This is a genomic window from Loktanella sp. IMCC34160 (genome assembly GCF_004145845.1).
In the GTDB taxonomy this organism is placed as follows: Bacteria; Pseudomonadota; Alphaproteobacteria; order Rhodobacterales; family Rhodobacteraceae; genus SELP01.
In genome coordinates this window covers 118455-145036 of sequence record NZ_SELP01000006.1, presented here as the reverse complement: position 1 = coordinate 145036, position 26582 = coordinate 118455, and the positions used below count along the sequence as shown (strand labels likewise).

The following is a 26582-nucleotide window of genomic DNA, read 5'->3' as shown; positions in this document are numbered from 1 at the left end:
ATCCTGTAGGCGTTCACGATGCTGTAAAAGCCTGTTTCTTGTGTTCGGTAACTAGTTGATTTATATAGAATCAAATTTCGCATTTTGAGTATTTTGAACATGACGAACACATCGCATGAAGACCTCATCCTTGGTGCCCGATTGCGCGCTCTCAGAGAGCGAGCAGGGTTGTCTCAAAGAGCGCTTGCGAAGAAGACCGGTGTGCCAAACTCGACGATCTCGCTCATGGAATCTGGTAAGACAAACCCATCTGTCGGAGCGTTGCGGCGGGTTCTGGACGGCATCCCTGTTAGCCTGTCTGAGTTCTTCGAATTCGAACCGGAGATGGAGAAGACGACCTTCTATGCTGCCGAAGATCTGCCGGAGATCGGGAAGGGTCGGCTCTCTCTAAAACAGGTCGGAACCGATCTGCTGGGCCGTGCCATGATGATACTCTACGAGACCTATGAGATCGGGGCTGACACCGGACGCGTCATGTACGTCCACGAAGGCGAAGAAGGCGGGGTCGTCATCTCAGGTCGAATTGAAATTACGGTCGATGATCAACGCAAGATACTGGGTCCCGGAGATGCCTACTATTTCGACAGCAAAAGGCCCCATCGATTTCGTCAGGTCGGACCCGAACCTTGCGTTCTGGTGAGTGCTTGTACGCCCCCAACCTTTTGACGCTCAATCTGGTGGCACCCGTAAGCCCTGTGTGTTCGAGACTGTTCTCCTTTCATAACTGAAACGAAAATGGGGCCGGTTGTTGCCGGCCCCGGTCTTTTGCGTATTCGTTAATTGCCACTCAGGATCATCCGGTAGCGCATCTGATCAAAGATCACGGCGAGGATGAGCAGTGCGCCAAGCAGAACCATCTGCATATAGGAACTGATTTGGGCCAGGTTCATGCCATTCTGAACAAGGACGATGAAGAATGCACCCAGGACCACGTTCTCGACCCGGCCAATACCGCCTCTGAGTGAGACACCTGCAATCACACAAGCTGCAATCGACTCCAATGCGATTGTGCTGCCAAGATTGGCTTCGCCGGATTCAACGCGTGCCGTGAGCAGCAAGCCGGTCAAGGATGCAATCAGCGCACAGATGACATAGGCCATCAAAAGCGTCCGCTTGGTGTTGATCGCCGAAAGATGGGCCGCTTTGATGTTGCCGCCAACAGCATAAACCTGCGTGCCGAGGCGCGTCCGCGACATGAAAAGCCACATGACGATGATACAGACGGCTGCGATGATGACGGGAATAGGCACCCCAAAGAGCCTTCCGAAGCCGAACGTATCGCCGAATGCGAAAGGCAGGTTCGAAACCGGTACGCCTCCGGTCAGAAAGAGCGCCAGCCCTGCACCAACAGACGACACACCAAGCGTCATGATGAAGGGGGACACATCAAAGTATGCGACGCCAACACCGTTGATGAGGCCAACAGCGATTGCTGCGGCAAAGCCCATAAACGCACCGAGGGTGATTGCGAGCCAGATCGCGTCCGGAAAGATCCCTGCAAACCAAACCATCCCGAGAGCTGAGACAACGGATGTCAGCGCAATCGCGGTGCCGACCGATAGATCGAACCCACCAGATATCAGAACGAGCATCTGTCCCATCGACGCCAGCACCAGATAGACCGACTGTCGTGCGACATTGACGAGGTTCTGAAGGCTGAGGAATTTGTCAGAAAGCGCGGTGAAAATGATCAGCGCACCAACCAGGAAGAATGGCAAGACGCCAACCTTGATAAAGGTCTTTCGGACGGGATCGAAGGCCCCGGTCTTCTTTGCTTCTATTGTCATAGTTTTGCTCCGGTTTCGTCGAAGAAGAATTTGAGGACCTGCTCCTCAGTCATGCCGTCACCAGTCAGCTCCGCCGAGATGTGGCCATGCGCCAGAACAAGCATCCGATGAGAGAGGTTCATGACCTCAGGAAGATCTGAAGAAATCACGACCACGGCTTTGCCGGACTCGGCGAGTTCCTTGATCAGCAGATAGAGTGCGGCACGGGTGCCCATGTCGACACCAACCGTGGGCTCATCAAAGATGATGATGTCGGCATTCTGGCCAAAGCATTTGCCAAACAGTACCTTCTGCTGGTTGCCGCCAGAAAGCTGGGACACCGGCTTGTTGCGATAACCCTCGTGCAACTCCACATGGTCCGAGATCGTTGCGGCTTCGGAGTTGACTTCGGACCATTTGACCAGCTGACCGTCGCCCCCAACCTTGTCCCCCATGACTAGATTGATCGCGAGATTGTCCCTGGACGGCTTGGCAAGGTCGAGCCCTTCCCCCTTGCGGTCAGGCGAGAGGTAATAGATGCCTTCCTTGATGATGTCGCGCGTCGGCGCATGACTGATGTCCTTGCCGCGCATTTTCACCGTGCCTTGCAAGCGGGTCGTCAGGCCCATGACAGTGCGGAAAAGGCGCGATTTCCCGGACCCCACAAGCCCCGCAACGCCCAGGACTTCGCCCGCCCGCACCTCGAAGGAGGCATCATGAATGCCTGCCGTTCTGAGCCCCTCAACGGTCAGCAGAACTTCCCCGGATCCCTTCTCGATCTTGGGGTAAATTTCGTCGATCGCCCGCCCGGTCATCATTTCGACCAGCGCATCTTCGTCTGTGTCCGCCATATCGACGGTACCGATCTTGCCACCGTCGCGCAGAACCGTGATCCTGTTTGCAATGCGCGAAAATTCCTGGATGCGGTGCGAAATATAGATGATCCCGACACCCTTGGCTTTGAGCTCATTGACGAACTCAAAGAGGTGGTCGACCTCCTTGTCCGTGAGTGAGGCCGTCGGTTCATCGAGAATGAGCACCTTGAGATCGCCGTGAAAAGCCTTGGTAATCTCGACCATCTGTTGCTGTGCCCGCGACAGGTGCGAGGTGGTCTCATTCGGATCGATATCGAACCCGAGCTCGAGGAGCATTTCATGCGCGCGTTTACGCATGGTGCGATGGTCGATGAAAGGACCCTTCATGGGCTCCCAGCCCAAAAAGATGTTCTGAGCTACAGTGAGCGTCGGGATCAGAGAGAATTCCTGAAAAACGGTGTAGATGCCCTTGTCCTGAGCATCGGCGACGCTGTCGAACTTCACTTCCTGACCGTCGAGGACAACACTGCCCTGTGTTGGAAAGTTCGCGCCAGCGAGCATTGAAATGAGAGTCGACTTTCCAGCGCCGTTCTCACCAAAGAGAACGTGAACTTCGCCCGAGTGAAGGTCGAAGTCGACCGCGTTCAAGGCAAGTACGCCCGGATATTGCTTTGTGAGCGCTTTGGTTTCGATGAGTGGTTGTGATGACATCCTGATCTCCAAAAAATGCGGGCCGGTGGGACAGGCCCTAACCGGCCCGCAGTCCAACAGGGAGAGGTAGTTAGTTGGACACGGAGAAGACAGGCGCAAATCCATCCGGGGGAAGGATGTTGGTGCGCTCAACTTCACCAATGTTTTCGGGATCCACGACGAAAATCTCAGGACCAACATGCTGGATGTAGTCCTTGCCCTCGAGGATACGGACGGCCTGGTCGATCGCGATGCGGCCTTGGATCACCATGCTGTCAGCGGGGGCAGCAAGGATGAAGTTCCGCTGAATTCCGGTGTAGACGCCGGGCGTCATGTAGAAGGCCAGCAAATCCACTTCGCCCTGCAAGCCACGCTCGCGGATCAGACCCTGAGCTGCCTCCGCGGTTACCGCGGTGCCTGCGAGGTAGCGCACATCGGGATTTGCTTGCAGCACGTTTTCGACGAGGGCCAGCTGAGTTTCCTTGCCAGTGTCGCCATAGCGAGGTTCAAGCACCTCGACAGCAGACCCTTCTACGGCTTCCATGAAACCCGCATGGGCGGCTTCAACCCAGCCGGCACCAGCGGGACCAGGGAACCAGCCGACTTGTACCGGATCGCTTCCTGCGGGGTGGCGTTCGGCCAGATATGCGCCCGTCTCGTAACCCATCGTGCGGAACGAGACCAAAGACTTGGCCGAGATGGCATCGGACGAAACGCCGTTGATGACATCGATGACTGGGATCCCCTGCCCCGCGACTTCCGCGATGACGTTGTTCAGGCCGTCGAAAGAAATCGCGCCGACAACAACCGCATCAGCACCGCCGGCAACACAGTCTTCGATCTGGCTGATCTGACGAGCTAGTTCGGTATAGCCACCGGCTTCAACTACATTCAGGTTGACGCCAAGACGCTCGGCTTCCGCGGTCACGCCATAGTCGACACCGAGCCAGTACGCGTCTTTCATGTGCGGGAATGACACGCAAATGTTCCAGGCTTGTTCAGCCGCTTCAAGGGCTTCGTAGGTCACGGCGCTGACTTCACCATCTGCGGAGAAAGCCGGTGTGACTTCCTGCGCAGGATAGGGGAACCAGGCGTCTTCGGCGAATGCCGTGGCTGGAAATGCAGCACTCAAAGCCAGTGCCGTGGCCGTCTTCAGGACGAGTTTCATTGTTCTGATCTCCTTGTCAGTTACAGTAGTCTGAGGCGATTTCTCGCGATTTCAGGTTGGAGTTCTGACTCTTAGACGAGCTCTTCTCTTATTCTTGCAAGCATTCCTTTGCGTTCCTTTCGGGCGTCGAGCGCCTTGGCCATGTCGACTTTTTCGAACTTGACCGAGGTATGTGGCTGAAGCTGACCGATAAGATCCATGTCGGCCGAAATGACCGCGCCAAGGGTGAAGTAGCCGCCGCCTGACACCGCATCGCGGTGCAGAACGATTGGCTCGGTCCCGCCCGGCACCTGGATGGAGCCGTAGGAGTAGCAGCCATCCACGATATTCGAAGGATCAGCGCCCGCACCAAACGGTTGTTCGCGATCCACGAACTCCAGCGGACGCCCGCCCTTGAAGCGATAACCCATACGGTCCGCTTCAGGCGCCACCTTCCACTCATCTTCGAAGAACCCGGCACCGGCCTCGTCCGTCAGGCGATGCCAGTACAGCCCGGGGAGTACGCGCAGACTGGCAGGTGTTCCTGGTTTTCGGCGAAGAGGTTCCGAAACGGTGCGACCGGCACCGGGTCCTTCCGAACCACCTGTCGGCAGTTCATCTCCAGTTTGGATAGCGCGGCCTTCCACGCCTCCAAGAGCTCCAATGGGATATGTGGACCGACTGCCCAGAGCCTCGGGCGTTGTGATTCCACCGCTGACAGCGATGTAAATGCGCGCGCCGGACTGCAGGAAATCGAAGCTCAGCGTCTGGCCCGCTTTGACGACGAAGGACGTCCAGGCCTCCTGGTATTCCCCATCAACCTTGATCGGAAGCTGTGCGCCGGTCACTGCGACAGTAGCGGTTTGCGTAAACTCGATCTCCGGCCCCATGAAGACCGCTTCGAGACAGGCTGCACCTTCATCATTGCCGACGAGCATGTTTGCAGCGCGCAGCGCATAGCGGTCCATGGCGCCGCCAAGCGGGATGCCGAGATGGAAATAGCCGATGCGGCCAAGATCCTGAATGGAGGTCGCAAGGCCGGGGTTTTTGATCTTAAGCGTCATTGAGGGCCTCCAACATCTTTGCATTGGTGCCGCGCATGTCGGCGTTGAACTCATCGAGATCGAACTCGACCTCGGCGATCCGCGGCACGTAGGTGCCGTCTTCGACCGCCGCGACGATGGCGTCATATTCGGCACGGTCGATCGGCTTCCATTTCACGATGTCGCCGGGTTTGAAGAAAACCATGAAGTCCTTCAAATGCGCGACCTTCTGTTCCGGATCGTAGATGGGCATCGGGGTGACACCGAACATCTGATAGCCGCCGGCACCGCGCACGGAATAGATGCAGGAGAAGCAGCCACCGTAGCCCACAGTCAGTTTCGGCGTGTCCGTCCGGGGGCTCAGGTATTTCGGAACCTGAAGCTGCTTTTCGCGTTCGACCAGCTGATAGAGAAATGGCAAGCCCGCAACAAAGCCCACCATAGACACGAACCAGGGCTGTGAGTGATGCGCCTCGATGAAGTCGTCTACCGAGGCATACCCGTTGATTTTCGCAGCATAGTCGAGATCGGTTCCATTCGGGTCCTGATGGCGTTCGCGGAACCGCATCAGCGTCTCGTGTGTCCAGGGGTCCTTGTAGAAAACAGGGATCTCTATGATCCGTGTGGTCAGGCGCTTCTCTGCGGTTTCCGCCTTATGCTCGAGCTCCTTGACCTTTGCCATGATGTCATCGGGAGCGATGACATCTGGATCGAAGCGAACCTGGAACGAGGCGTTCGCAGGGCAAATCTCGGTGACGCCCTCAATCTTGGCGTCGCGCACCGCGTTGCTCATGGAAAGAGACTTGAAGAACGCGTCGAGGGACATTTCGTCATCCATCTCGACATAGACGTGCTCGTCGCCTCCAAATGTGTATCTGGTTTTCATTCTGGCTTCCTCACGTGTTCTCGGGTTTCAGGTTCCCTGCTTCCAGCCACGGCTCAAGCCACTGCGTATGGAAATCGCCGGAGGCGACACCAGCGTCTCTTGCCAAGGATTTGTGGAGTGGAACGGTGGTTTTCAGGCCATTGATCTCGAGCCCGTCCAGCGCAGTTGCCATCTTGGAAATGGCATCGGCACGATCCTTACCGTGAACGATCAACTTCCCGATCAGCGAGTCGTAGAATGGCGGGATCTGATAGCCTTCATACATGAAGTGGTCGAAGCGAATGCCTTCCCCTTCCGGGATTTTCAGGCTCTCGACCTTTCCCGGCCACGGCAGGAATTGCATGAACGGGTCTTCGGCATTGAGGCGCACCTCGATTGCATGCCCTGATTTCTTGACCTGATCCTGGCTGACGCTCAGTGGTTCACCGCCACAAACGCGGATCATTTCCTGAACAAGGTCAAACCCTGTGATCATTTCGGTTACGGGATGTTCAACCTGGATGCGGGTGTTCATCTCTATGAAGAAGAACTCGTTCTTGCTCTCGTCATAGAGGTATTCAAGCGTGCCAGCACCACGATAGTTCACCGACTCCGCGAGTGCGACGGCGGCCATACAGAGCTTGTCGCGCGTCTCTTCATCAAGACAATCCGCGCCTGCCTCTTCCCAGACCTTCTGGCGACGGCGCTGAAGCGAGCACTCGCGTTCATAGAAGTGAACGGCCTTCTTGCCATCGCCGACAATCTGAACCTCGATATGGCGCGGCGATTTCACGGAGCGCTCAACATAGAGCCCGCCATCGCCAAACGCTGCGGCTGCCTCCTGTTGCGCTTGCGGTGCCAGCGTCCGCAGCTCGTCTTCGTTTTCCGCAATCCGGATGCCCTTGCCACCGCCACCTGCGGCGGCCTTGACCATGACCGGATAGCCCACTTTAGCGGCGACCTCGACGGCTTCATCGACGGATTCAATTCGCCCCTTGGAGCCGGGCACGACCGGAACACCGGCTGCTTCAGCAGCCTGACGTGCAGCCACCTTGTCGCCCATGCGTTCGATCGTGTCTGCGGACGGCCCAACAAACTTGATACCGGCTTCTTCGATGGCGCGCGCAAACTCGGGGCTTTCAGAAAGGAAACCGTAGCCGGGATGAACCGCGTCGGCCGACTTCTCGATGGCTGCTGCCACCACACCTGTGATGTTGAGATAGGACTCGGTCGCCTTTGCAGGCCCGATACAGACGGACTCGTCGGCCAACTTGACGGCGAGCATATCCGCGTCACCCTCGGAGTAGGCTTGGATCGTGGTGATCCCAAGCTCTTTGGCAGCGCGGATGATGCGAACTGCGATCTCGCCGCGGTTTGCAATTAAGAGGCGCTCAATGTTCATCTCAGACCACCACTTCGGCAAGCACCTGTCCCGCCGTCACCGGTAGACCATCTTCGGCCACATATGCGGAGAAAGTGCCCGCAAACTCGGCTTTGACCTCGATGAAGGTCTTCATGACCTCGATAAGGCCGATCGTTTCGCCAATGGCGACCGGGTCGCCCGGGTTCTTATAGAGTGCGGCTTCCGGAGAAGGCTTCACGTAGAATGTGCCCGGCAGCGGCGAAATTACTTGTGCCATTTTGGTATTCCTTCCTCAGTATTCTCAGAGTCCCAGCACCGTTGCGGCTGGTGCGATTGTGATCCCGGCATCCGTCAGGCCCGCGCGGATGGCTTTGCCCATGGACAGCGCGCCCGGAGTATCGGAGTGAAAACAGATAGACTCGAATTCAATGCGAATGTCTTCGCCATCCACAGTTCTCACGACGCCTTCCTTGCAGGCCCGCACGCATTTCTCGGCGACATCGTCCGGCTTCGGGCGGGCCACGTGACGGGCAAAGACGATCGATCCGGATTTGTCGTAGTCGCGATCGGCGTAGAATTCCCGAACGACCGGATGCCCGACCCGTTTTGCCACTTCGTAGGTTTTGGAGACGCCCATGCAGAAGATGATTGCCGTACCGCAGGTTTTGCTCAGCGTATCAACGATCATCTCGGACAGTTCTTCGTTCACAGCGGCCTCCATGTAGAGGGCACCATGAGGCTTTACGTGTTGAAGGCTTATCCCGTGACGCCTGCCAAATTCGCGGATCGCGCCCACTTGATAGACGATGTCGTTAACGAGCTCCTCCGAGCTTGTCTTCATGTAGCGACGCCCGAACCCTTGAAGATCGTTGTAGCCGGGATGCGCGCCCAAGCCGACACCATAGGTCTGAGCGAGTTTGACCACACGGTCCATTGAATTGGGGTCGCCTGCGTGAAACCCAGCCGCGATGTTAGCCGAACTGATGAGAGCCATGATCTCTTCATCGGGAGCTTCGCCCAATGTCCATTGACCAAACCCCTCGCCCATGTCGCAGTTGAGGTCGACGATTTCTTTCATAGTCCGCATCCCTGATCTTGTTTGGACCACGATCACAAAATGCGTTTGGAATTGGAAATTCTTTATTCTGAGGCAAGGATATCAGAAAATTCGATACTGCAGCTGCGAAGGACTCCACCTTTCCGCTTAGTTGCTAGGCGGGATCTCTTGCGGGAACAATAGGATTGCCGTATATCGATTTTTTCGATAGTCGCACGCTGTATATTCTTATGGCTGAACTCATGAACCTGCGTCACCTCAAATATTTCGTTGCCACCGCGGAATCGGGTCAGGTGAGTCGTGCCGCAAACGCTCTTTCGATCTCACAATCGTCCGTTACGGGTGCGATCAAGGAACTTGAAGCCATTCTGGATGCGGAACTTTTCGTTCGATCATCTCAAGGTATGGAGCTGACAGACGCGGGACGAGAGTTTCTCGCCGCCTCACGCGACATTCTGGACAAGGTCGACGATGCAAAGCGGCTGACGAAGCGACGCTCTGAAGTGAGTGGCACGATCACCTTGGCTGCGACCTATACAGTGCTGGGCTACTTTCTGCCCTTTCATATCGATCGGCTTGCGCGCCTCCATCCCGGCCTCGACATCCAGATCAGCGAACTCAACCGGGAGAGCATCGAGGACGGGCTACTGGCCAATCGCTTCGATCTCGCCGTGCTGCTTACATCGAACCTCAACAATCCCAACCTCGAGTCGGAGACGCTCCTGAAATCGTCTCGGAGGCTTTGGGTGCCAGCGGGTCACCGCTTTCTTGAGCGCGGCAAAGCCAGTTTCAAAGAGATCGCAGACGAAGACTACATCATGCTGACCGTCGACGAAGCGGCGCATACGGCCATGAAATATTGGAGCAAAACTAACTATCGGCCCAATACAAAGCTTAGAACCTCTTCGGTTGAGGCGTGCAGGTCGATGGTCGCGAATGGGCAGGGCGTCGCTATCTTGTCTGACATGGTCTATCGTCCTTGGTCTCTGGAAGGCAAACGCCTGGAGACCGTTTCGACCGATATCGAGATTCCGACGATGGATGTCGGGATCGCATGGCGAAGCGGCGTCGAGTTTACTCCGGCGATGAACCTCCTAGTGGACTACTTCAAGGCAAGTTTCGTCTCACCTCAGATGGCGCAATTCAGTGGCCGAAAGTAATCCGGCCTATCTGGTCGATCTGGGGACCGGTTTAGCCATTGAGTGCTATCACGAAATGGAACTAATCTGTTGTCCGTCCAACCGCCTATCAATCAGGAATGGCTAAGCGCTGGACATCCTTGCTCCTAGTCTCGAGGATATGGAGAAGGCTTCATTTCTCACCGGCCGGTGTGCAGATGCCCGTGACCCAGCAGGGGAACAATATTCTTATGATCTAGCAAAGAGGCAAAAAATCGTTCACGTTCAACCTAAGGCCTACAAGATGCTCTTCAGCGAGATTGCAGCCAAGCATCGAGTTGAGGCGGCCATCCCACCCGGGTGGAACAAGTGGAGTGCCAGTACATGTTAGGCCTCAATGTACCGTTTGACGGACTGAGGCTGTCTCCTTTTCGCATTTGATGGGGCATTGGCATCCATGCACCGCGGCGAAGTACGAAAAGCTTTCTGCCGCAGCGAGATCGACATCCGCCCGCACCGCAATATCGGACAATTTGGCAAGCAGTGGAACCTGGAGGCGCTGCTGCAACGGACTCGATCCCGAGCAAGACAGGAGCTGGTCAATCTCGGACCCCAACGACTGGCCATCGCCGCGATGCGGCTCCACAAAACCGGCCATCGGTGACATCGTGCAACATAGTCTAATAGGCCAAAAGCAGCTATGCGGGACGGAGCGGGCTTTCGCGGCAGTGGCGCCAAAGTCTGCTTTCCATTCATGTTAAGTCCCAGCGTGATCGCCTGAAGAGCAAAGTCACAAACGATTTTGGTCCAACCAACGACCCAGGGTCTTGAGTTGCGACGCGAAGACTTCAATGTCAGAGCCATTCAGGCTTTCAAACACTTTGAAAAGATCTGGGCCCATGTCTTGGTAGATCATTCCAAGCAATCTGTCGGCTTCAGCTGTCGCGTGCACCAATTTGGACCGTTTGTCCGTGGGATGAGGCTCAATTCTGACAAGCCCCAAGTTCTGGAACTTCGCAGTCGTTTTTGTGACGGCAGGCTGTTCAACTTCTACAGCAACCGCAATCTGCGAGATACTTTGTCCTCCCGGAAGTCGTTGACGGGTGACGTGGTGTAGGATGCTGAACTGGCTAGGGGTCAGCCCGTGGGGGGCAAGCAAGATACCCATGCGCGTCGTGAACAGCTTTCCCACAATTGAGAGCCAAGTCGAGCACTCAGCGATGAGGGGGCCTGTCAAAGTGGTCACGGAAGACTCCTTGATTATCATTCCCGAGAATGAATATACATTCCAGGGAATGCAATGGAGAATCAATTCGTGTCGAATATTTTGAATAAAGTAACCGAGTTACCCGTCGCGGTTCATGCAACCTTGGCGGCGATCTCCGTCCTTTGGTTTCAATGGGCCAAGGGAATGCTCGATGCCAGTTACGCTGCATCGCTTCATCCGGTTGATTTTGCCACCGGTCAGACAAGCTTCAGTGGCGAAACGATCAAGAGCTACTACGCAGTCATGACCGACGCCGGCACTCTCGACATCTATGTCAGGACGCAGATTATTGATTTCGGTTTCATTCTGGGGTTCCTGGGGATTGGTCTGTTTGTTTGCACGCTGATTGGGCGCCTTAGTCGGGATGGCGGATTTGGACGGCGCATGGGTCGCCTGGCTGGTTTGGTGTTTGTGGCTGGTGGCATTTGCGACATGATCGAAAACGGCTGGTCTTTTGTCATGCTCGCCAACCCAATAACATTTGCCGATTGGCTCGCCATTCCGTACTCGACTTTCGCGGCCTTGAAGTTCGGGCTCATCACCTTGGGGATAGCATTGGCAATTGTCAGCCTTCTGTCGGCGGTCGTCGGGCGCGGTCTAGATAAACCAAATATCGGATAAGCCGCCATTTTTGGTCACCGCAGGATCGGTCAAACTGGGCTCAGAGCCGACTTGCGGCGGCGTAGCAGAAGGTTCCCCGACCACCCTTTGGCTTTGATCGGCCTACAGGATGAGCCCGGCCCACAGCGGACTTTGACCCGACGGACACACGCTGCATCGCAGCTTCCCAAAGCAGACCTTCTGTCGGCGCAGTCATTTGCCATCTTGCCTTCTCAACCTCGACGTAAGTTAATCCGCGTAAACAATCTCAAGTGGACAGCATGGCTTATCAGAGAAAGTGGCTCAATAATAAAGGCGCGCCATACCTGCTCGCCCTCATCCTCAAGAAGCTGGAAACGATGGATGAGCCATTCGTCACTTACGGTGAAACTGCAGCGATGTTGGAACGCAAACTGAAGACGTCGAAAATCTTCAGCCTCCACATAGGGGGCGTCGCGGGCAATATGATGGACAAAATTAAGGCCATTGCAAAAGACGCCCCTCCAATCAACGCCCTGGTCACCAGTTCGTCAGGAATTCCTGGGGCTGGCTTCGCTTGGTATTTTGATACCCTCTGGCGAGACAAGCGCGGCAGAAAGTGGGAAAGTTTGGATCGGGCCCAAAAGCTAGAGGTCGTGAAAGACGTCCGCAAGGCGGTCAGGAACTACAAACACTGGGATCAAGTTTTTCAAAGTGCCTTCGGCAAACGGCCAAACAAACTGGAGCAAAAAACTTTCACAGAACGGGACGGCAAGCCGCTCGAGGCTCTGTTTCCGCGAGGCAAGGGAGAAAGCGAACAGCACAAACTGCTAAAGCAATGGGCAAGCAACAATCCGATTGCAATCGGCCTCCCGCAAGGGTTCGTAGGGGAGGTTGAGCACGACTTGCTATCGGGCGATCGAGTTGATGTTCTTTTCACAAGAGGAGAGGAGTTCGCAGTTGTCGAGGTCAAGTCTTGCCTGTCCAGCGACGACGACCTCCGTCGCGGAATCTATCAGTGCGTGAAGTATATGGAGGTGGTCCGGGCGACGCGCCTACCAGTCGAGGTGGATGTGCGCGCGATCCTCCTGTCAGAACGAAAACTGCCGCCGGAACTCGTCGCCAGAGCCAAACTTTTGAGTGTTAAATCTCGGGTGCACAAAGTTAACGAGTGAGTTCCAAAGGCCTGCCGGCGGCAGTAACCGTTCGGACACTATTACAATCGGCCCCTTTGCGGACATTGGCCGGTGATCTGGGATGCTGCAGTGCGGCCCGTCGAACCAGCCATTCGCTGCGACGGCAAAATCTCAGGGCGAGCGAATTCACAGTCTGCGGGACTTTGCCGCCGTGCCCGCGCATGCTAATCTTTTACCATGAAAGCGGAGCGAAACTCCCCAGTCGAAGTCGTGCGGCTGTTCAATGATTGTATATCGAGGCGTGATGCTGAAGGCTTGTCCGAATTATTGACAGAAGATCACGTCTTTATTGGCAGTGCAGGACATGCGGTTTCAGGCAAGAACGCATGCGTCGATGCATGGCGCGGTTTTTTCGATGCCTTTCCAGACTACTACAATGTGATCGAACGCATGGAAACAAAGCACAATCTTGTCGCTGTTGCAGGGCATTCGGTTTGCAGCGACATCAGATTACATGGGCCGGCGCTTTGGAAAGCCATAGTTGTGGATGATCGCTTGGCAGAGTGGCACGTTTTCGATGACACCGAAGAAAATCGGCGGCGATTGGCGCTGGAATCTTGAGTGCAAATTTGGGCTCAGAGCCGACTTGCGGCGACGCAGCACATAATGCGAGATCGTCCATGACCGCACCGACGGTTCCGGCCCACAGCCGCCGTTCACCGGCAGGTCATAATGCTGCGGCTGCAGCCCGCAAAGCCGACATTCAAGCGTTGCTTCACATAATTTCCGATCAGCATGTGACGCCACGTCCTTGATCTGTAATCACTGTTGGCTGCAATGCTCGAAGCGAAAAGCGCACGGCCGGGCGACTCTCCTGCCGCTCGATTTCTCCCGGCGCTGCGCAGTCACTTCAAGACTTGGGGGGCAAGGAGACCACTAGGATGACGACCAAAAAGACGAAAGAATAAAAGACCTGCGTGGTGAGGAGCGCGTAGCCGAAATGCGAGGCCGGAACGAACTGTCCAGGTGTGAAGGTGAATGCATTCGCGACGCTGGCCGCGAGCGCATCGGTGATTGGGGCGTTCTCCATCGAGCGGTCGAACAGCCGGAGCTCGGCACCCCAAGGGCCGCGGAAAAAGGCCGCGAAGCCGACGATGGAATACAGGAACGATAGGGCGAACAGGATGAAACGCCGGTTCGTACGCGCGTGGAATACGTCGGGTTTGGATGCGATTTCGGTCGGGGGCTCATACTTCCACAAGTGATAATAAAAATAGGAAAAGAGATTCATAAAGAGGAAGTAAGCCAGAGTTCCCACGCCGACCTTCCACGCCAAGCCTCTGGGGTAGACCAAGAAGAAAAGAACTATCACCCATTTTAACACCGTGTGAAAATCGATCGCGTTGGCTCGGCTTTTTCTTTCGGTCGAGGGGGAGCGACTGACGGCGATCCCCTTGAAGATTTCGATGAGGCTTAGGCACCATAGGAGGTGGATCACACTGAAAACAAGGGTGGAGATGAACCCCTCGTTGTCCTTGTTGCCGTCGATGCGCTTCGGTTTGTCCTGTTCGTAGTAGAGTTTGGCGCAGAGATTCTTGAACATCGTATCCATCGATTTTCACGCTTGCTTGTGCAAACGTTTCACGAAGGCATGTACACTCTCATACCGCCAGTGGTCGATCTTGGAAATGTCGCCCGAGCGGAAGCGCTCGAAGAATTCATCGCGTTCCTCGGTCGCTATGGGTTCGAGCCCGATTTCTGCGGCCCGCCCCGAGGCATCGTCGTTTTCCAGCATCGTCGAGGCGACCCGCCGGTACACATGCGTCAAGCTCGCTTCGATCGCCCCGCCTTTCTTGGCCGCGACGAGGTATCGAAGTGCCTGAGTCAAGCACTCGTTCAGACCGACCGGCTCGCGGTCGCCGCTGTCTATTGTGAACAACCCCTTCTGATCGGCCTGTTGCCAATATCGATCAATCACCGCCAACTGAACGATGTTCGTCGCCGCCGAAATAAGGGTGAGACCGAGCATTTGCCTACGTATCGCAGTCTCGGAAGTGATCGTCGCGGTCTCGACATTGGCAAAGTCGAAATCCTCATGCGCTTTTAGTTGTTCGAAGCACGACCTTAACGCTTTGATCTCGGAATCGCATTTCTGGAGTTTTTCTGCTGAGGCGCTGATTTCGAGCGAGTTGGCCGCCACGCCGCCGCAACTGTCCATGCGTTTGAGATAGTATCGGGCGAGGGCGATTGAGAGTTCTTCATTGCGGTAGCGTAATGTCGAAATCGGTTCTGAAGATAGAAGGTTCGCACTCGTGGTGTCCTTCCTCTGGTCCTCGATTGCACAGGCCTCCGAGGCCCGGAGCGCCGCATCGGCTCGCCCCAGTGCAATGGCATCATCTGCCAACATTCGTTCGCAGACGCTTTGCAGGAAATTCGCCTCTCGCCCGCTGGGGTTGTTCTGGTCACGTGTTTCGATCGGCGGAAGGCCGGGTCTCTTTGCGCGGTTGATGATGTCCAATGCGCGACTTAGATGCCCTCTCGCCACCGACCAGTTTTCCAGGCAAGAGAAGGAGGCCGCGAGGACGAGGAATTTCAGATGGTTTTCCCAGCGATCGTCTGACGCTGTCGGATCGCAGTCCTCTACGATCCGGTCGTAGTCGGAGAGCCATTCGGTGGATCCGGGATATCTGGCGTTGATAGACATCTTCTCGAACATCGAGAAACTGACGTAGAGGTTGCGGAAAAACAAATCCGGCGGCGTTCGTCTCGACGTCCGTCCCGATATGCTCGCGAGTTCCGTTCCGTGGAAGGAGAACTGCAGGATCATCCTGTCGCGAGACCGTTCCACCATCTCCGAGAGGATAGCCGAAATGTCAATATCCACTTTGTTGCACCCCGTCGCGATGAGCCCGAGGCCCGACTTGAAGGCCTCTTTGAGTGCTTCGTCGTCCGGTTCCGTCGACAAGTGAATATCGCTCCGACCGAGTGCATTCTGGATGAAGTCTCTCCATTTTTTCAAAAGGTCGATGAAGCTGACGCGAAAGCCCGGCGGGATGTGAACGAACCGCTTTGGCTCATTTATGATGTCGCTCAGGACGCTCAACGGCAGCTCGGTTCGCGCGGTTTGTTCGAGAAACAGGCCGGAAAACAGTGCGATACTCTCGTGTCGCGTCGGGGCTTGGCGCGTCTCCGCGGTGCTGGGCGCGCTTTCGTCCCAATATGTGTCGGACGCTTCTGAGAGATTACCGAGGAAACCTGAGATGTGGCGGACATAGAGCAGGCCGAAAGCTTTGAACCAACGGTCGTCTTTCTGCGCGTCTTCGGTGAAGGCGAAAAACCGCTCCATGCTGCGGATGTTGCGGCGAAGGAACTCCTTGAGGTCACTGCCCTTCCCGGCGCCGGGATAAGTTCTCAGGTATTCCGCAAGGTTCGACCGAAGGTGATCGTGTGCTCTGTAGGCCGCCCTCGAAATCTCGTCGGTACAGGTGATCAGGACGACCCGCGTGGAGTTGCCCCCGTAGGCATGCCTTTCGTCATGGTTGACCTTGTTGAGAAGCGCCAATTGGACCAGCGCCTCTCGGTCATTTTCGACACGCGACCCGGTTTCCCCTTTTGAGAAGAGCTCGTTGAATGTCTGCGACAGGAGGTGGCGTGCGATCTTGAAATGTTCGGCCGATGGGATCCCCGAGTTAACCTCAAGAATATCCTTTCCCTCGAACTCGTCTGTGGTTGCGCCGCAGAACTCCAAGAAGCGGTAGAGTTCGGCGGCAGGGTTCAAGTCGCCGAGTTCTTCGGCTCGTGCATATACATTCTGGATGATGTTCAGATACTGATCCGGAGGGATCGCGGGAATATTCGCGTCCTGCGGGCGCAGGACGAACCTCTCTAGAGTGACACGAGCCACTGTCTCGATAAGCTCGGCTTTCTTTTTTGCGTTGAGGCGGTTTTCACGGACGCGGGATACTAGGAGTCGGTAGTGGGATTTGCTTTCAGTAACGTGGGGCGTCAGTTGGAGGATGCGCGTTTTCTGACCTTCGATGCGCGTTTTGACGCTCCCCGTCAGAGCCTTGAGAAGATTCCCCGCGGTGCGGTCTTCCTGTTGATTGGTGAGCGCAACGGTCTTTCGTAGCGTCTCGTCGTTTAAGGCGTAGAGCGGGCGGAAACGGCGCGGAAGAAACTGCCCAAAACCGAAACTACCATGTGCCTTTCGGCCGTGCCGATACGGCGCGCCGTAGGCCCGGATGACATTACTGTCGAGGACGTAGCGGATTGCACCGCCGTTGGCCACGAAGTCCTTTTCCGCGAACTCGCTGCGCGTTTCTCGCTCGATAAAGGCGACGCTTTGCACCAGATCACGATACTGTCGCTTGCTGACCGAGATGCTGCCTGCGGAGATCGGCTCAAGCGTGACATTATTTTCTTCCTCGACAGTCATGCGACTTGCTCCTCGGCTTGTTGCCTCAAGAGAAGTTCCACGGCACCAAGGCTCGATTCTGTGACCAGATCTTCCAGTACAGCATCGATGATGGTGTCAGCTTCGAAGCCGATTTCTGACTCAGACTCCGGTTGTCGCGACATCACGGCATCCGTTTCGGATTTGAACTTCCACGGCCCGGCGAGGTCGTTCTCGGTCAAGGGCGAGACGCAAACCACATAGTGTCGGTTGTCTTCGGTGAATTTGGCGAGCGAGTAGCCGATGACCCAACCTTCGGCCATCGCATATTGGCCCGGCCGGAAGTACACATCGGTCGTCGCGGGCTCGAGTTCCACTTCGAAAGCGTCGAACTCGAGCCCATCACAATCTAGCCAACCGTCCACCCTGAGCGGTAGCGATGCGGTTGAAATGCGTCCCCACGTTGGCCCCGCGCCGCGTCCCTCCAGACCACGTTCTGCTAAATGGACAACCTGCCAAAGTGCGCGAAGGGCAACGAGATCGGCCCCGTTTGCCCTGACAATGGTCTCGCCGGTCGTTTTGACATTCTCCGCGGTCTCGGGAACCACGCGAATGATCGTGAAGGGTTCCCATGTGCGCGGGCTTATATCCACTTCTCCGGAAACCTCCGGCCCGTCATTGATGATAGTCCCGACCCGCGCGTCTCCGAAATAGACGTCCGCACCAAACCGCTTTTTCCTGCTGCTGATGGCGACAAGGTAGGTGTCCCCGGTTCCGCTGTGGAAAAGCACTTCGCACACGTTGAAGCGACGCCCTTCGCAGGTCAGTTCGGACCCAATGCCGATGTTCGGGCGATGGTGCGCGGAGGGCATCAGGTTGCAGCTCCCTCGTTCTCGCCTGAAACCTCCGCGGACAGGACGCGAGTCAAATCGCGTTTCGAACGGTAGCGAACCGTCTCGCCGTAGAGCTCGAAATCGAACCCGCCCATATTGCGATATTTGGACTTGTTTTGCTCGAAGTCCAAGTAAATAAAGGTTTCTTCGCGGCGTCGAGAGACCACGCTGCCTGCGAAATGGCCATCGCAATATTTCTTGGCTAGGTCGAGTTTGTATTCGACCCATAGATCTATGTTCTTTTCCGGACTGCCCCCTAATCCCATTGCCGCGAAGTAGTATGTTCCCTTTTTTTGGGCTGTTTCATAGTCGCCAGTTCTGAAGTTTTCCCCGAGGCCGATGTCAGAGTTCCGTTCTTCCGGGTTCCTGAACCCGAAAAGTTCGATTTTGGTCTTTGCGAAGTGCCTAAAGAAAAAGTTTGGTTTCCTCTTGCTTCGCACTTGAACCACAGAATCGTCGAATTCAGTTCCGCTGCCCGCGTTCGGATAATTCCTACGAATATGCTCCAATGCAATTCGGTGGTTATCCAGCCCCCAATACTCGTGCAGATACGGATCTAGCATCAGCGTATATGCTAGGAGCGAGATGGGCGAACATTTGTTGGACAGAAAGGGGTGCTTCTGGGAGACCAGAAACGCTTCCATTCTGGATTGGCTGTGGTTGTACTGCGCCTGGCCTTTCAGGACCTCTTTTATCTTGCTTTTACTTGGCAGGAGGGCGCTGCGAATTCCTGTGTCGAAATTTTGCTGGTTTCGGAATTTTTCTTCTAGTAGAGTTTTGAATCGTGTCTCGAAAGCCGACCTCTTAGGCAGTTCCGGGTCATCGAACTTTCTTACATGATCGTCACGAAGCTCGGAGACCAGCGCTACCAAAAGAGGCTCGATCTTGGAATCTTTGACGAATATGTTGCCCAGTTCGATGATTGCCCCGTCGCCGTTGCCCACGACGACGAGAGGCCTGTCGAGGTTCTTGTCCGAAACCGCCGTGGCGCGCGCCGCTCTATTCTCTTCCCAATACCCGGCATAGTCGGCGACACCTTCGTATTCCTGATAGCCGGTCGCAAAGACGACGCAGGCATAGCTTGCATCGAGTAGCTCTTTACGCATTCCGTGGGAGTCCAGCGCATAACCCTGTACGAGGAACCGATTGTCGTCTTTTGTGACGTCCGTGATATTCGTCGAAAAAAGAAGGTCGTTGTTGGCGTCGGGATTGCCGAGGTATCTTTGCCAAACCGGATCGCGCTTTATCTGCGCCGCCACCTCGTCAATCGGGCCGGAATGCCAGTTGAGAAAGGGGAGGTTCGTCGTCGAGTTAAAGGCTTCTGCGAGGGGCCATTCCGCGAGGCTGGGATGGGCAAAGCGATGCGACGCGTGCTCTTGTTTCGTGAACGCGTTGTTGGCGATCTCCGCTAGAACAACGCCCTCGACGCCAAGGGACTTCAGCGCAAGATAGCAGGTCGCGCCGGAGAGTCCTGCCCCGACGATAAGGACATTCTTGTTCGCGGTTTTCGAAGAGTCTCCGGAGTCCAAGTATTGCTTGACCAAGGACGCGACGTAAAAGCCACGGCGTTGCTGAGAATAGAAGGACACGTTGCCGATTGGCCCATTCAGGTCAAGAAGGCCGGGAATGGGTTTGGAATCGGCGTCACTGTCGTAAACGAAATAGTACCGGCTCGGGTCGTCGGGCTGTCTCTCAAATAATGTTCCGCTCATCAAAAAAACCTCGCTGCATCCAGACGTTAGAAAAATGGGCGGTGGACTGTCAATGCACTTGGCGGAGTGGGCCCGGTAAGAACATCCGCCCCTTGCCGCAGTGTCGCTGGCTTGTGATGTGCATGGCGCCATCAACAACGGCTGTTCCGGGATAATGGAGGCCAAACTGGGTGACCCATCCATTGCAACTGTGAGGCGGGCCGTCGCGCCTCTTGGGCCAAATGGGTGCGTTCCGCGCCGGAACGCTTGCCAAGACGGATATCTCGGAACGCGTCTTCCCCGCTCGATCCTGAAATTGCCTTGATTGATCTGGAAAAATTCCCTGTTCCGGCGCGTAGGAAAATCGCGCCACCGTATTGAGTTCACGACGCGATTCGCGTCTCTCACAGGTGCGAGAGGGCGAATACTGCCGCATTGCCCTGTTAATTTCCCTGTTTTCAGACGCTGAGCGCTTTTCGCGCAATTGTCGCGGGGTAGCGGGCGTTTGGGGCATGGGGTTTTCAATAGAGACGCGATTATGAGCATAAACTGCGCCGATTTCGGGCCGGAGTCTCTGTTTGCGATTCCGGCGGTACGAGTTTGTGGTTTTCCGGGGGGCCTCAAAGCGAAGAGAAGTGTTCAAGCTGTTCTGACCAGACCGCAGAAAAGCGGGTCTTGACCAGGTAGTCCGAGGTGAGGCCATCGGGCTGCTCGCCAGCGGCGATGCGGTCAAGAACGTCAGGCGAAAGCAATGCCAGGTTGACCACGTCCTGCACACGGCGTCTTGAGAGCCCTTGGTTGTCGGCAATTTCGGAGAAGGTTCTGCACGCGACAACCATCGCCAGTCAGGTTCGACCCCTCATGATGTTCTGCACCAAAGTTCTGTCGATCTCTGCTGGCGCCTCGCCCAGATACAATTTCAGCTCCACACCACGTCGGCGCATCCGGAATGGAAACTCGATCATAATTTCCGCCGGATTGACTTGTTCCGGTGTGCAGCCGAGACGATCCGTAAGCATTCACGTGCAAAAAAAGTCGCTGGTCGCCACCGAACGCCGTTGAGCGAATGTAAGACAGCAGCGCGCAGATTAGTGTAGACATCGGCTTCCGGCCGTCGCGGCGCTCCCGGATCGAGTTGTCTTAATCGATGAAACGGCCGTGAAGAGGAACCTCACCTCCGCCGTTGGCATCCCGGCTTCCTGCTCTTTGATCATCCCGATGATTTGCGCCTCGGTGAAACGGCTCTTTCGCATTCGTTTGCTCCTTCGAAAGGTTAAGCAAACTCTACATCAGAACGAGGGAAGTTTCGGGGGCAGGGCAGTGGGTGCCGCGAAAGCTCGCTTCGTCCCGCATCTTCCTAGTTCGACACAAGCGCGGCGAAGGACCGGTTCAGAAAATGGTCTTGAAGCCCGGCCTGAACGGCAGTTTCCCCCGATTCCGCATGATTATCTCGCGCGCGCAGCGAATGACCGGTGCCCGCCCTGCCCGAGTGACGTCTTCGGCCGTGAGGTAGCTGAACGTATGTTTTGATTGGGCTGAGCTACGGCCAGCAGGCCGATCAAAGCCAAAGGGTAGTCGGGGAAACTTTGCGCTGCGACGCCGCAAGTCGGCTTCGAGCCCCAGCTGTCAACTCTAGGAGATGCAGGCTTTGGCAGCTTCTGCCACCTGGTCAAACAGCTTCCGGTCGTTGGAAGCTGAGGCGACAATCATTCCGCCTTCCAGAGCTGATACAATGAGACCAGCTTTATCGGCGGCGGATCTGATATTGTTTTGCGTGAGCAATGCATCAAGCCAGGCCCTGTTCATATCAAAGAACGCTTTTGTCCTGCTGTTCACGTTTTCGGGCAGTCCAATGGCTTCCGCTCCCATGATCGCGCACAGGCAAATGGATTCGTTCAGCACCAGTGCCCGCGAATAAAGCGCCACATAGGCGTTCAGCGCCGACTCCAGTGTGCCGGTCTCGATCTTGTCGAGTTCCGCCTTGAACCGGTCGGCATAGCGCGCCACAAGCGCCTCCCCCAGATCGGCCTTGGTGGGGAAGTGATAATGCACGCTGGCGCTCTTGATTCCGACGTCATTGGCCAAATCGCGAAAACTCATCTCCGAGAATCCAGCCTTTCGCACACTGCGTTCTGCGGCGTCTAAGATTTTATCTTTCATTGTCATTGGCTTACCAAACTTACCTATCACTAGGTAAAATAACCATTGACGATGCCAAAGGCAAACGCCTAGACCCTACCTATCGGAAGATAGTTTTACATTAGCAACACAAAGGAACATGACAATGGCAACTGGAAACAAGCAAAAGCGCGTTCTTCTCATCATGTCCTCGGTCGACGAGATGGGCATCTCGGGCAAGCAGACCGGAACCTGGTTCGAAGAGGTCGCGACGCCCTATTACACCCTGACCGAGGCTGGCTATGAGGTGGTGTTCGCATCGCCCAGCGGCGGCAATGCCCCGATCGACCTTCTGTCGATGAAGGCGCCTTTCACCACAGAGAACACCGACCGTTTCTTCAATGATCCCGTCGCGATGTTCGCGGTCCAGAACACCCGGAAGCTGCGCGAAATCGACTACGGTACGTTTGACGCGCTGTTTGTCCCTGGCGGCTATGGCCTGCTCTGGGATCTGGCCTCGGACAGCTATGTCATCAAAATGATCCGCGATTTCTACGAAAGCGACCGGCCGGTGGCCATGGTCTGTCATGCCCCGGCCATGCTGCGCGACGTCAAGCTGTCGAACGGCGAATACCTGGTGAATGGCCTGTCCCTGACCGGGTTCAAGAACGATGAAGACACGGAAATCGAGTTGCTGCATCACCTGCTGTTCTCGCTTGAGGACGAGTTGAAAGGCCGCGGTGCGAACTATGTCAGCAAGGCCAACTGGGAAGCCAATGTGGTTGAAGATGGCGCCCTGATGACCGGTCAAAGCCCGGCGTCTGCGCCGCCGCTTGCGGAAGCGCTGGCGGGTCGTCTAGCCAACATGGCCCTGGCCGCCGAATAAGACCGAACGCATGGGGCGGTCGACCCGCCCCATGCTTGGCAGGATGATCCATTCTCAGTCGGGGAAAAGACTATGGAAATCAACGCAAACTTTGACGAGCGTGCGGTTGTGCATGCGGAACTGGAACCCTGGGTCCCTTCGCCCATGAAAGGCGTGGACCGCCGGATGCTTGACCGGATCGGCGGCGAGGTTGCCCGCGCCACCACCATCGTGCGCTACGCGCCGGGCAGCCACTTTTCCGCCCATACCCACAGCGGGGGCGAGGAGTTTCTGGTGCTGGACGGGGTATTTCAGGACGAGCATGGCGATTATCCGGTGGGCACCTATGTGCGCAACCCGCCGACGTCCTCGCATACCCCAAGCGCCACCGAGGGGGCGACGATCCTGGTCAAGCTCTGGCAATTCGACCCCGACGATCGCAACCAGATGGTCATCGACACCACGGTGCAAACGCCGCGTCCAGTGACGGATGACGTCTCGGAAATTCCGCTCTTCGAAGATGCCCGTGAACGGGTCCGGATCGAGCTTTGGGAGGCGGGGGCTTCTGTGACGGTCCAGGGTCACAAGGGATTTGAGGCGCTGGTTCTCGACGGCAGCTTTACCGAAGGCGGCGAGGAGTTCACGAAAAATTCCTGGCTGCGCATGCCGGCGGGACAGGTCTTGAACGCAAGCGCCGGGCCGGACGGCGCACGGATCTGGATCAAATCAGACCATCTGGCCGGGAAACATATCATCCCGGCTGGCGCAAAAGGATAAGGGCTATGGCAAGACCGCTATCAATTGTCGCGGGCAGCGGGCCGGGCCTTGGGCGGGCACTGCTCGATGCCTTCGGGAGGGCCGGGTACAGGGCCTGCGGGCTGAACCGCTCTGTCCCCAGGGGCGCGTCCAATATCCTGCCGACCGATCTGGCTGATCCCTATCAGACGCAAACCCGGCTGACCGATTTGTTCTGCGCACACGGAGCACCGAAACTGGTGGTTCACAACGCCGCAAAGCTGGTCATCGCGCCTTTTGAGCAAACGGTAAATGACGATTTCGAGGCGACCTGGCGGGCGATAGTCCTGTCGGCGGTCAATCTGGCGCGCGGTGTTCTGCCTGCGATGGTGCAGGCCGGGGGCGGAACTTTCATTGTCTCGGGTGCTACGGCCAGCCTGCGCGGGGGCAAGAATTTTTCCGCGTTTGCCTCGGCCAAGGCGGGCCTGCGCGCTCTGACACAGTCGCTGGCACGGGAATACGGCCCCCAAGGCGTACATGTGGCGCATGTCATACTCGACGGGATCGTCGACACCGAGGCGAGCCGGAACCTGCATGGCATTGAGGCCTCGCGTATGATGAAGCCAGCGGATATCGCGAAATCCTATCTCGCATTGGCCGGCCAATCGAAAACCACTTGGACCCATGAGTTGGATCTCAGACCAATGGGGGAGGCGTTCTGATGCATACCGAAGTCCTGGTCACAGGCGGCGGCCTCGCTGGCCTGGCTCTTGCGGATCAGCTCGCACAACGTGGCACCGATTTCCTGCTTGTCGAGGCGCAAGAACGTCTTGGTGGCCGTATCTTTTCCAAAGAGATCGCCGGAGCGAAGTTCGATCTTGGCCCGGCATGGTTCTGGCCCGGTCAGCCACGCATGGCCGCGTTGGTCCGGCGTTTCGATATCCCGGTTTTTGAGCAATATTCGACCGGCGACCTGATGTTTCAGGACCAAAGCGGCGCGGTGCAGCGCGGGCGCGGCTTTGCCTCCATGCGCGGGTCCTATCGGCTTGCGGGCGGGATGACGACTTTGATCGACGGGCTGTCGGGCGCGTTGGATTCGGCCCGGGTAATAACCGGCGCTCGGCTCAGGGTTGTTGCCCATGGTCGTGCCGGGATCACGGCGACATTCGACCGGGGTGGATCGCCTCTGACGGTTACCGCGGACAGGATTGTTTTGGCCATCCCGCCGCGGGTTATTATCGATACGGTGAGCTTCGCGCCAGAGCTTCCTGCGGGTGCGCTGAAGGACTTGTATGACATTCCGACATGGATGGCCGGGCAGGCCAAGATCTTGGCCGTCTACGACGAACCGCATTGGCGCAAGGCAGGCCTGTCAGGCGATGCCATGAGCCATCATGGCCCGTTGGTCGAAATCCACGATGCGTCACCGATGCAAGGAGGTCCGTACGCTCTTTTCGGCTTTGTGGGAGTTCCGCCGGACGTCCGGGAGGCACATCGGGATCAAATTACACATACTGCTTTGGCCCAGCTGGTAACTTTGTTTGGTTCCAAGATGGCCAATCCCCGCGCGATAGTCCTGCAAGATTGGGCAACGCTGCCCGAAATCGCCGGACTTCAAGACAAGGTGGCGGCTTGTCACCACCCGAACTACGGTTCGCAGGGCACCATCACGGCCCTCTCGGCAAAGGGCGTCTATTTCGGCTCGACAGAAACGGCGATAGGTTTTGGTGGCTATCTAGAAGGCGCTTTGGAGGCGGCGGAGGGCATTGCGCGGCAATCCAGTTTGACGACCGCCGAATGACTTCCCATCTGCAACCAAAAGCTGCCCTATAGCCGACATTTGTCAATTCGCAGCATGTTCCGCACGGTCGTTACCCGCCATCTCAAATTACTGCACGATGCACGATGCACGAATGGCCCGACTGGTGAAGCTTCGTTGCGGCATCGTCACTTGCGGCGGAGGTAGGCTATGGCTGGGCCGTTGAGAGCGTCCAACATCATTTGCAGTTTTGCAGGATTGGCTTCTTGAGCGTCCCCTCCTTCGCGTATGGGCTCAGCACCAATGTCGGTGACATCCCGTCAAGAACTGCCGCTTTGAAGTCTATGCGATGCCTCAGCCGGCGCGACGAATCTCCGCATTCTGCCCGGCACGCAGGTGATGCGATTCAACGCAACTCAAGACGAATGTTTTGTTTGGGCTGAAGTTCCTCGGGTTTGTGTTCCTCATCGCGAAACCTGGCGTAGAAGCGCTCGCAACTGCACTTCTATCATGGAAAGCCGGGTGCGAAAAAGGAAACCTTGGCGCCGATCGCGCCAATCCGGTTTCGAACTGCATGCACCACGAACTGCGGAGCGGCCCACACCGAACATTCTACCAACCTCCACGATGCTGGGACTTGGTCTTTGGTCCTGCCTTGCTCTTGCCGGCGCATTGAATTTTGCCTCACCGCGTGAAACTTTTCCGCCCCGCCAATCGTGGCTTCCCCACGTTCATAAAGGAGGACCACGAAATGAAATTCCCGATCACTGCTCTTCTGCTTGCCACGGTAGCGTCTCAGGCCTTCGCTGCCGGCCATGGCATTACCCCGATGGTCACGGCCTCGGATCAGTCAGTCGAGAACGGCATTGTCAGCGCAGAAATGGTCGCGGCTGGCGAGAACGGCTGGCTGGTCGTCCACAGGACCGGCGCCGATATGGCACCTGGTCCCGTTGTCGGCCATGCCCCCCTGCGCGCCGGCGAAAACATTGATGTCGCGGCCATTCTGACCGAGGCAGTCATGCCCGGCGACATGTTGATGCTGATGGTTCACGCCGAAAGCGGCGGCATGAGCACCGGAACGTTCGAGTACACTCTTGGGGCGAAGGAAGACGGGCCGGTCAGGGTCGACGGCGAACTTGTGATGACCGTGATCACCGTGCAGTAGCCCGATCGCCCTCGCCTGCCAAAGCTGTATTGCGCCTCGGGCCTGGTCACCCGGGGCGCAGTATCGACAAGTTTGACTTTTGACAATGGTTCGCTGATCGTGGTCAACCGAGGTCAG

Annotated in this window: 26 protein-coding genes and 1 pseudogene; 11 read left to right on the top strand and 16 right to left on the bottom strand. The window is 56.5% G+C overall.

The features are described from left to right. Positions 1 to 99: 99 nt before the first annotated feature. Positions 100 to 666, top strand: a complete 567-nt coding sequence (locus EU803_RS15475; RefSeq protein ID WP_129684471.1) for a cupin domain-containing protein — start codon at positions 100 to 102, stop codon at positions 664 to 666. Between the two features lie 110 nt (positions 667 to 776). On the opposite strand, the gene EU803_RS15470 is transcribed toward EU803_RS15475, so the two are convergent. From EU803_RS15470 to EU803_RS15435, 8 genes are all read right to left on the bottom strand, one after another. Beyond that, complete coding sequence (locus tag EU803_RS15470; protein ID WP_129684469.1) at positions 777 to 1787, bottom strand: ABC transporter permease; 1011 nt, start codon at positions 1785 to 1787, stop codon at positions 777 to 779. Beyond that, positions 1784 to 3292, bottom strand: a complete 1509-nt coding sequence (locus EU803_RS15465; protein ID WP_129684467.1) for a sugar ABC transporter ATP-binding protein — start codon at positions 3290 to 3292, stop codon at positions 1784 to 1786. Before EU803_RS15465 ends, EU803_RS15470 begins: the two co-directional genes overlap by 4 nt. Positions 3293 to 3362: 70 nt before the next feature. Beyond that, a complete protein-coding gene (gene torT, locus EU803_RS15460) occupies positions 3363 to 4439 on the bottom strand; it encodes a TMAO reductase system periplasmic protein TorT (protein WP_129684465.1) in 1077 nt (358 codons plus the stop codon). A 71-nt stretch (positions 4440 to 4510) separates the two neighbouring features. Then, the gene (locus tag EU803_RS15455) at positions 4511 to 5482 is read right to left on the bottom strand and encodes a biotin-dependent carboxyltransferase family protein (protein ID WP_129684463.1); all 972 of its coding nucleotides are present in this window, start codon (positions 5480 to 5482) and stop codon (positions 4511 to 4513) included. Beyond that, the gene (locus EU803_RS15450) at positions 5472 to 6347 is read right to left on the bottom strand and encodes an allophanate hydrolase subunit 1 (protein ID WP_129684461.1); all 876 of its coding nucleotides are present in this window, start codon (positions 6345 to 6347) and stop codon (positions 5472 to 5474) included. Before EU803_RS15450 ends, EU803_RS15455 begins: the two co-directional genes overlap by 11 nt. A 10-nt stretch (positions 6348 to 6357) precedes the next feature. Then, positions 6358 to 7728 (bottom strand): acetyl-CoA carboxylase biotin carboxylase subunit, encoded by a 1371-nt coding sequence (locus EU803_RS15445; RefSeq protein ID WP_129684459.1) that lies wholly within the window; start codon positions 7726 to 7728, stop codon positions 6358 to 6360. A gap of 1 nt (position 7729) precedes the next feature. Beyond that, positions 7730 to 7966 (bottom strand): acetyl-CoA carboxylase, encoded by a 237-nt coding sequence (locus tag EU803_RS15440; RefSeq protein ID WP_129684457.1) that lies wholly within the window; start codon positions 7964 to 7966, stop codon positions 7730 to 7732. Positions 7967 to 7990: 24 nt separating this feature from the next. Then, entirely contained in the window at positions 7991 to 8767 is a 777-nt protein-coding gene (locus tag EU803_RS15435) for a 5-oxoprolinase subunit PxpA (RefSeq protein ID WP_129684455.1), read from the bottom strand. Positions 8768 to 8931: 164 nt separating this feature from the next. Here EU803_RS15435 and EU803_RS15430 point away from each other — a divergent pair, with 164 nt between their 5' ends. Then, the gene (locus tag EU803_RS15430) at positions 8932 to 9906 is read left to right on the top strand and encodes a LysR family transcriptional regulator (protein ID WP_242494390.1); all 975 of its coding nucleotides are present in this window, start codon (positions 8932 to 8934) and stop codon (positions 9904 to 9906) included. 415 nt (positions 9907 to 10321) lie between these two features. Then, entirely contained in the window at positions 10322 to 10528 is a 207-nt protein-coding gene (locus tag EU803_RS15425) for a hypothetical protein (RefSeq protein WP_129684453.1), read from the top strand. Positions 10529 to 10654: 126 nt separating this feature from the next. Here EU803_RS15425 and EU803_RS15420 read toward each other — a convergent pair whose 3' ends face one another. Beyond that, the gene (locus EU803_RS15420; protein WP_165352868.1) at positions 10655 to 11110 is read right to left on the bottom strand and encodes a MarR family transcriptional regulator; all 456 of its coding nucleotides are present in this window, start codon (positions 11108 to 11110) and stop codon (positions 10655 to 10657) included. A gap of 54 nt (positions 11111 to 11164) precedes the next feature. Between EU803_RS15420 and EU803_RS15415 the strand changes: the two genes are divergently transcribed. The 3 genes from EU803_RS15415 (at position 11165) to EU803_RS15405 (ending at position 13467) form a co-directional block, all read left to right on the top strand. Further along, complete coding sequence (locus EU803_RS15415; protein ID WP_129684449.1) at positions 11165 to 11752, top strand: hypothetical protein; 588 nt, start codon at positions 11165 to 11167, stop codon at positions 11750 to 11752. A 260-nt stretch (positions 11753 to 12012) separates the two neighbouring features. Beyond that, positions 12013 to 12885, top strand: a complete 873-nt coding sequence (locus tag EU803_RS15410; protein WP_129684447.1) for a hypothetical protein — start codon at positions 12013 to 12015, stop codon at positions 12883 to 12885. 198 nt (positions 12886 to 13083) lie between these two features. Further along, entirely contained in the window at positions 13084 to 13467 is a 384-nt protein-coding gene (locus EU803_RS15405) for a nuclear transport factor 2 family protein (RefSeq protein WP_129684445.1), read from the top strand. A 289-nt stretch (positions 13468 to 13756) separates the two neighbouring features. Here EU803_RS15405 and EU803_RS15400 read toward each other — a convergent pair whose 3' ends face one another. The 7 genes and pseudogenes from EU803_RS15400 to EU803_RS15380 all read right to left on the bottom strand — a co-directional run bounded on the left by EU803_RS15400 (position 13757) and on the right by EU803_RS15380 (position 21989). Next, complete coding sequence (locus EU803_RS15400) at positions 13757 to 14449, bottom strand: hypothetical protein (protein ID WP_129684443.1); 693 nt, start codon at positions 14447 to 14449, stop codon at positions 13757 to 13759. A gap of 15 nt (positions 14450 to 14464) precedes the next feature. Continuing rightward, positions 14465 to 17281 carry a hypothetical protein gene (locus EU803_RS15395; protein ID WP_129684441.1) on the bottom strand — a complete coding sequence of 939 codons (2817 nt, stop codon included), beginning with the start codon at positions 17279 to 17281 and terminating at the stop codon, positions 14465 to 14467. Continuing rightward, complete coding sequence (locus EU803_RS15390) at positions 17278 to 18111, bottom strand: hypothetical protein (protein WP_129684439.1); 834 nt, start codon at positions 18109 to 18111, stop codon at positions 17278 to 17280. Before EU803_RS15390 ends, EU803_RS15395 begins: the two co-directional genes overlap by 4 nt. Continuing rightward, on the bottom strand, positions 18111 to 19844 hold the full coding sequence (locus EU803_RS15385; protein WP_129684437.1) for a hypothetical protein: 1734 nt from the start codon (positions 19842 to 19844) through the stop codon (positions 18111 to 18113). The genes EU803_RS15390 and EU803_RS15385 overlap by 1 nt, the downstream gene beginning before the upstream one ends. A 599-nt stretch (positions 19845 to 20443) precedes the next feature. Next, positions 20444 to 20599, bottom strand: coding sequence for a hypothetical protein (locus tag EU803_RS18645; protein WP_165352867.1), 156 nt, complete (start codon positions 20597 to 20599; stop codon positions 20444 to 20446). Positions 20600 to 20995: 396 nt separating this feature from the next. Then, positions 20996 to 21076 (bottom strand): annotated as a pseudogene (locus EU803_RS18895) (transposase); the annotation flags it as partial. A 379-nt stretch (positions 21077 to 21455) separates the two neighbouring features. Further along, positions 21456 to 21989, bottom strand: a complete 534-nt coding sequence (locus EU803_RS15380) for a TetR/AcrR family transcriptional regulator (RefSeq protein WP_129684435.1) — start codon at positions 21987 to 21989, stop codon at positions 21456 to 21458. 118 nt (positions 21990 to 22107) lie between these two features. Here EU803_RS15380 and EU803_RS15375 point away from each other — a divergent pair, with 118 nt between their 5' ends. The 5 genes from EU803_RS15375 to EU803_RS15355 all read left to right on the top strand — a co-directional run bounded on the left by EU803_RS15375 (position 22108) and on the right by EU803_RS15355 (position 26465). After that, positions 22108 to 22827, top strand: a complete 720-nt coding sequence (locus EU803_RS15375; protein ID WP_129684433.1) for a type 1 glutamine amidotransferase domain-containing protein — start codon at positions 22108 to 22110, stop codon at positions 22825 to 22827. Positions 22828 to 22899: 72 nt separating this feature from the next. Beyond that, positions 22900 to 23583, top strand: a complete 684-nt coding sequence (locus EU803_RS15370) for a cupin domain-containing protein (protein WP_129684431.1) — start codon at positions 22900 to 22902, stop codon at positions 23581 to 23583. A gap of 5 nt (positions 23584 to 23588) precedes the next feature. Further along, entirely contained in the window at positions 23589 to 24263 is a 675-nt protein-coding gene (locus tag EU803_RS15365; RefSeq protein ID WP_129684429.1) for an SDR family NAD(P)-dependent oxidoreductase, read from the top strand. Next, positions 24263 to 25342, top strand: coding sequence for an FAD-dependent oxidoreductase (locus tag EU803_RS15360; protein ID WP_129684427.1), 1080 nt, complete (start codon positions 24263 to 24265; stop codon positions 25340 to 25342). The genes EU803_RS15365 and EU803_RS15360 overlap by 1 nt, the downstream gene beginning before the upstream one ends. Before the next feature lie 709 nt (positions 25343 to 26051). After that, positions 26052 to 26465 (top strand): hypothetical protein, encoded by a 414-nt coding sequence (locus tag EU803_RS15355; RefSeq protein WP_129684425.1) that lies wholly within the window; start codon positions 26052 to 26054, stop codon positions 26463 to 26465. Positions 26466 to 26582 lie beyond the last annotated feature (117 nt).

Excerpts from the sequence above, each read along its gene's own strand:
- EU803_RS15390 (WP_129684439.1), bottom strand. The coding sequence starts at position 18,111 with ATGCCCTCCGCGCACCATCGCCCGAACATCGGCATTGGGTCCGAACTG.
- EU803_RS15415 (WP_129684449.1), top strand. The coding sequence starts at position 11,165 with ATGGAGAATCAATTCGTGTCGAATATTTTGAATAAAGTAACCGAGTTA.
- EU803_RS15375 (WP_129684433.1), top strand. The coding sequence starts at position 22,108 with ATGGCAACTGGAAACAAGCAAAAGCGCGTTCTTCTCATCATGTCCTCG.
- EU803_RS15465 (WP_129684467.1), bottom strand. The coding sequence starts at position 3,292 with ATGTCATCACAACCACTCATCGAAACCAAAGCGCTCACAAAGCAATAT.
- EU803_RS15405 (WP_129684445.1), top strand. The coding sequence starts at position 13,084 with ATGAAAGCGGAGCGAAACTCCCCAGTCGAAGTCGTGCGGCTGTTCAAT.
- EU803_RS15440 (WP_129684457.1), bottom strand. The coding sequence starts at position 7,966 with ATGGCACAAGTAATTTCGCCGCTGCCGGGCACATTCTACGTGAAGCCT.
- EU803_RS15370 (WP_129684431.1), top strand. The coding sequence starts at position 22,900 with ATGGAAATCAACGCAAACTTTGACGAGCGTGCGGTTGTGCATGCGGAA.
- EU803_RS15425 (WP_129684453.1), top strand. The coding sequence starts at position 10,322 with ATGCACCGCGGCGAAGTACGAAAAGCTTTCTGCCGCAGCGAGATCGAC.
- EU803_RS15360 (WP_129684427.1), top strand. The coding sequence starts at position 24,263 with ATGCATACCGAAGTCCTGGTCACAGGCGGCGGCCTCGCTGGCCTGGCT.
- EU803_RS15385 (WP_129684437.1), bottom strand. The coding sequence starts at position 19,844 with ATGAGCGGAACATTATTTGAGAGACAGCCCGACGACCCGAGCCGGTAC.
- EU803_RS15450 (WP_129684461.1), bottom strand. The coding sequence starts at position 6,347 with ATGAAAACCAGATACACATTTGGAGGCGACGAGCACGTCTATGTCGAG.
- EU803_RS15395 (WP_129684441.1), bottom strand. The coding sequence starts at position 17,281 with ATGACTGTCGAGGAAGAAAATAATGTCACGCTTGAGCCGATCTCCGCA.
- EU803_RS15380 (WP_129684435.1), bottom strand. The coding sequence starts at position 21,989 with ATGACAATGAAAGATAAAATCTTAGACGCCGCAGAACGCAGTGTGCGA.
- EU803_RS15475 (WP_129684471.1), top strand. The coding sequence starts at position 100 with ATGACGAACACATCGCATGAAGACCTCATCCTTGGTGCCCGATTGCGC.
- EU803_RS15365 (WP_129684429.1), top strand. The coding sequence starts at position 23,589 with ATGGCAAGACCGCTATCAATTGTCGCGGGCAGCGGGCCGGGCCTTGGG.
- EU803_RS15400 (WP_129684443.1), bottom strand. The coding sequence starts at position 14,449 with ATGTTCAAGAATCTCTGCGCCAAACTCTACTACGAACAGGACAAACCG.
- EU803_RS15455 (WP_129684463.1), bottom strand. The coding sequence starts at position 5,482 with ATGACGCTTAAGATCAAAAACCCCGGCCTTGCGACCTCCATTCAGGAT.
- torT (WP_129684465.1), bottom strand. The coding sequence starts at position 4,439 with ATGAAACTCGTCCTGAAGACGGCCACGGCACTGGCTTTGAGTGCTGCA.
- EU803_RS15445 (WP_129684459.1), bottom strand. The coding sequence starts at position 7,728 with ATGAACATTGAGCGCCTCTTAATTGCAAACCGCGGCGAGATCGCAGTT.
- EU803_RS15355 (WP_129684425.1), top strand. The coding sequence starts at position 26,052 with ATGAAATTCCCGATCACTGCTCTTCTGCTTGCCACGGTAGCGTCTCAG.
- EU803_RS15410 (WP_129684447.1), top strand. The coding sequence starts at position 12,013 with ATGGCTTATCAGAGAAAGTGGCTCAATAATAAAGGCGCGCCATACCTG.
- EU803_RS15470 (WP_129684469.1), bottom strand. The coding sequence starts at position 1,787 with ATGACAATAGAAGCAAAGAAGACCGGGGCCTTCGATCCCGTCCGAAAG.
- EU803_RS15435 (WP_129684455.1), bottom strand. The coding sequence starts at position 8,767 with ATGAAAGAAATCGTCGACCTCAACTGCGACATGGGCGAGGGGTTTGGT.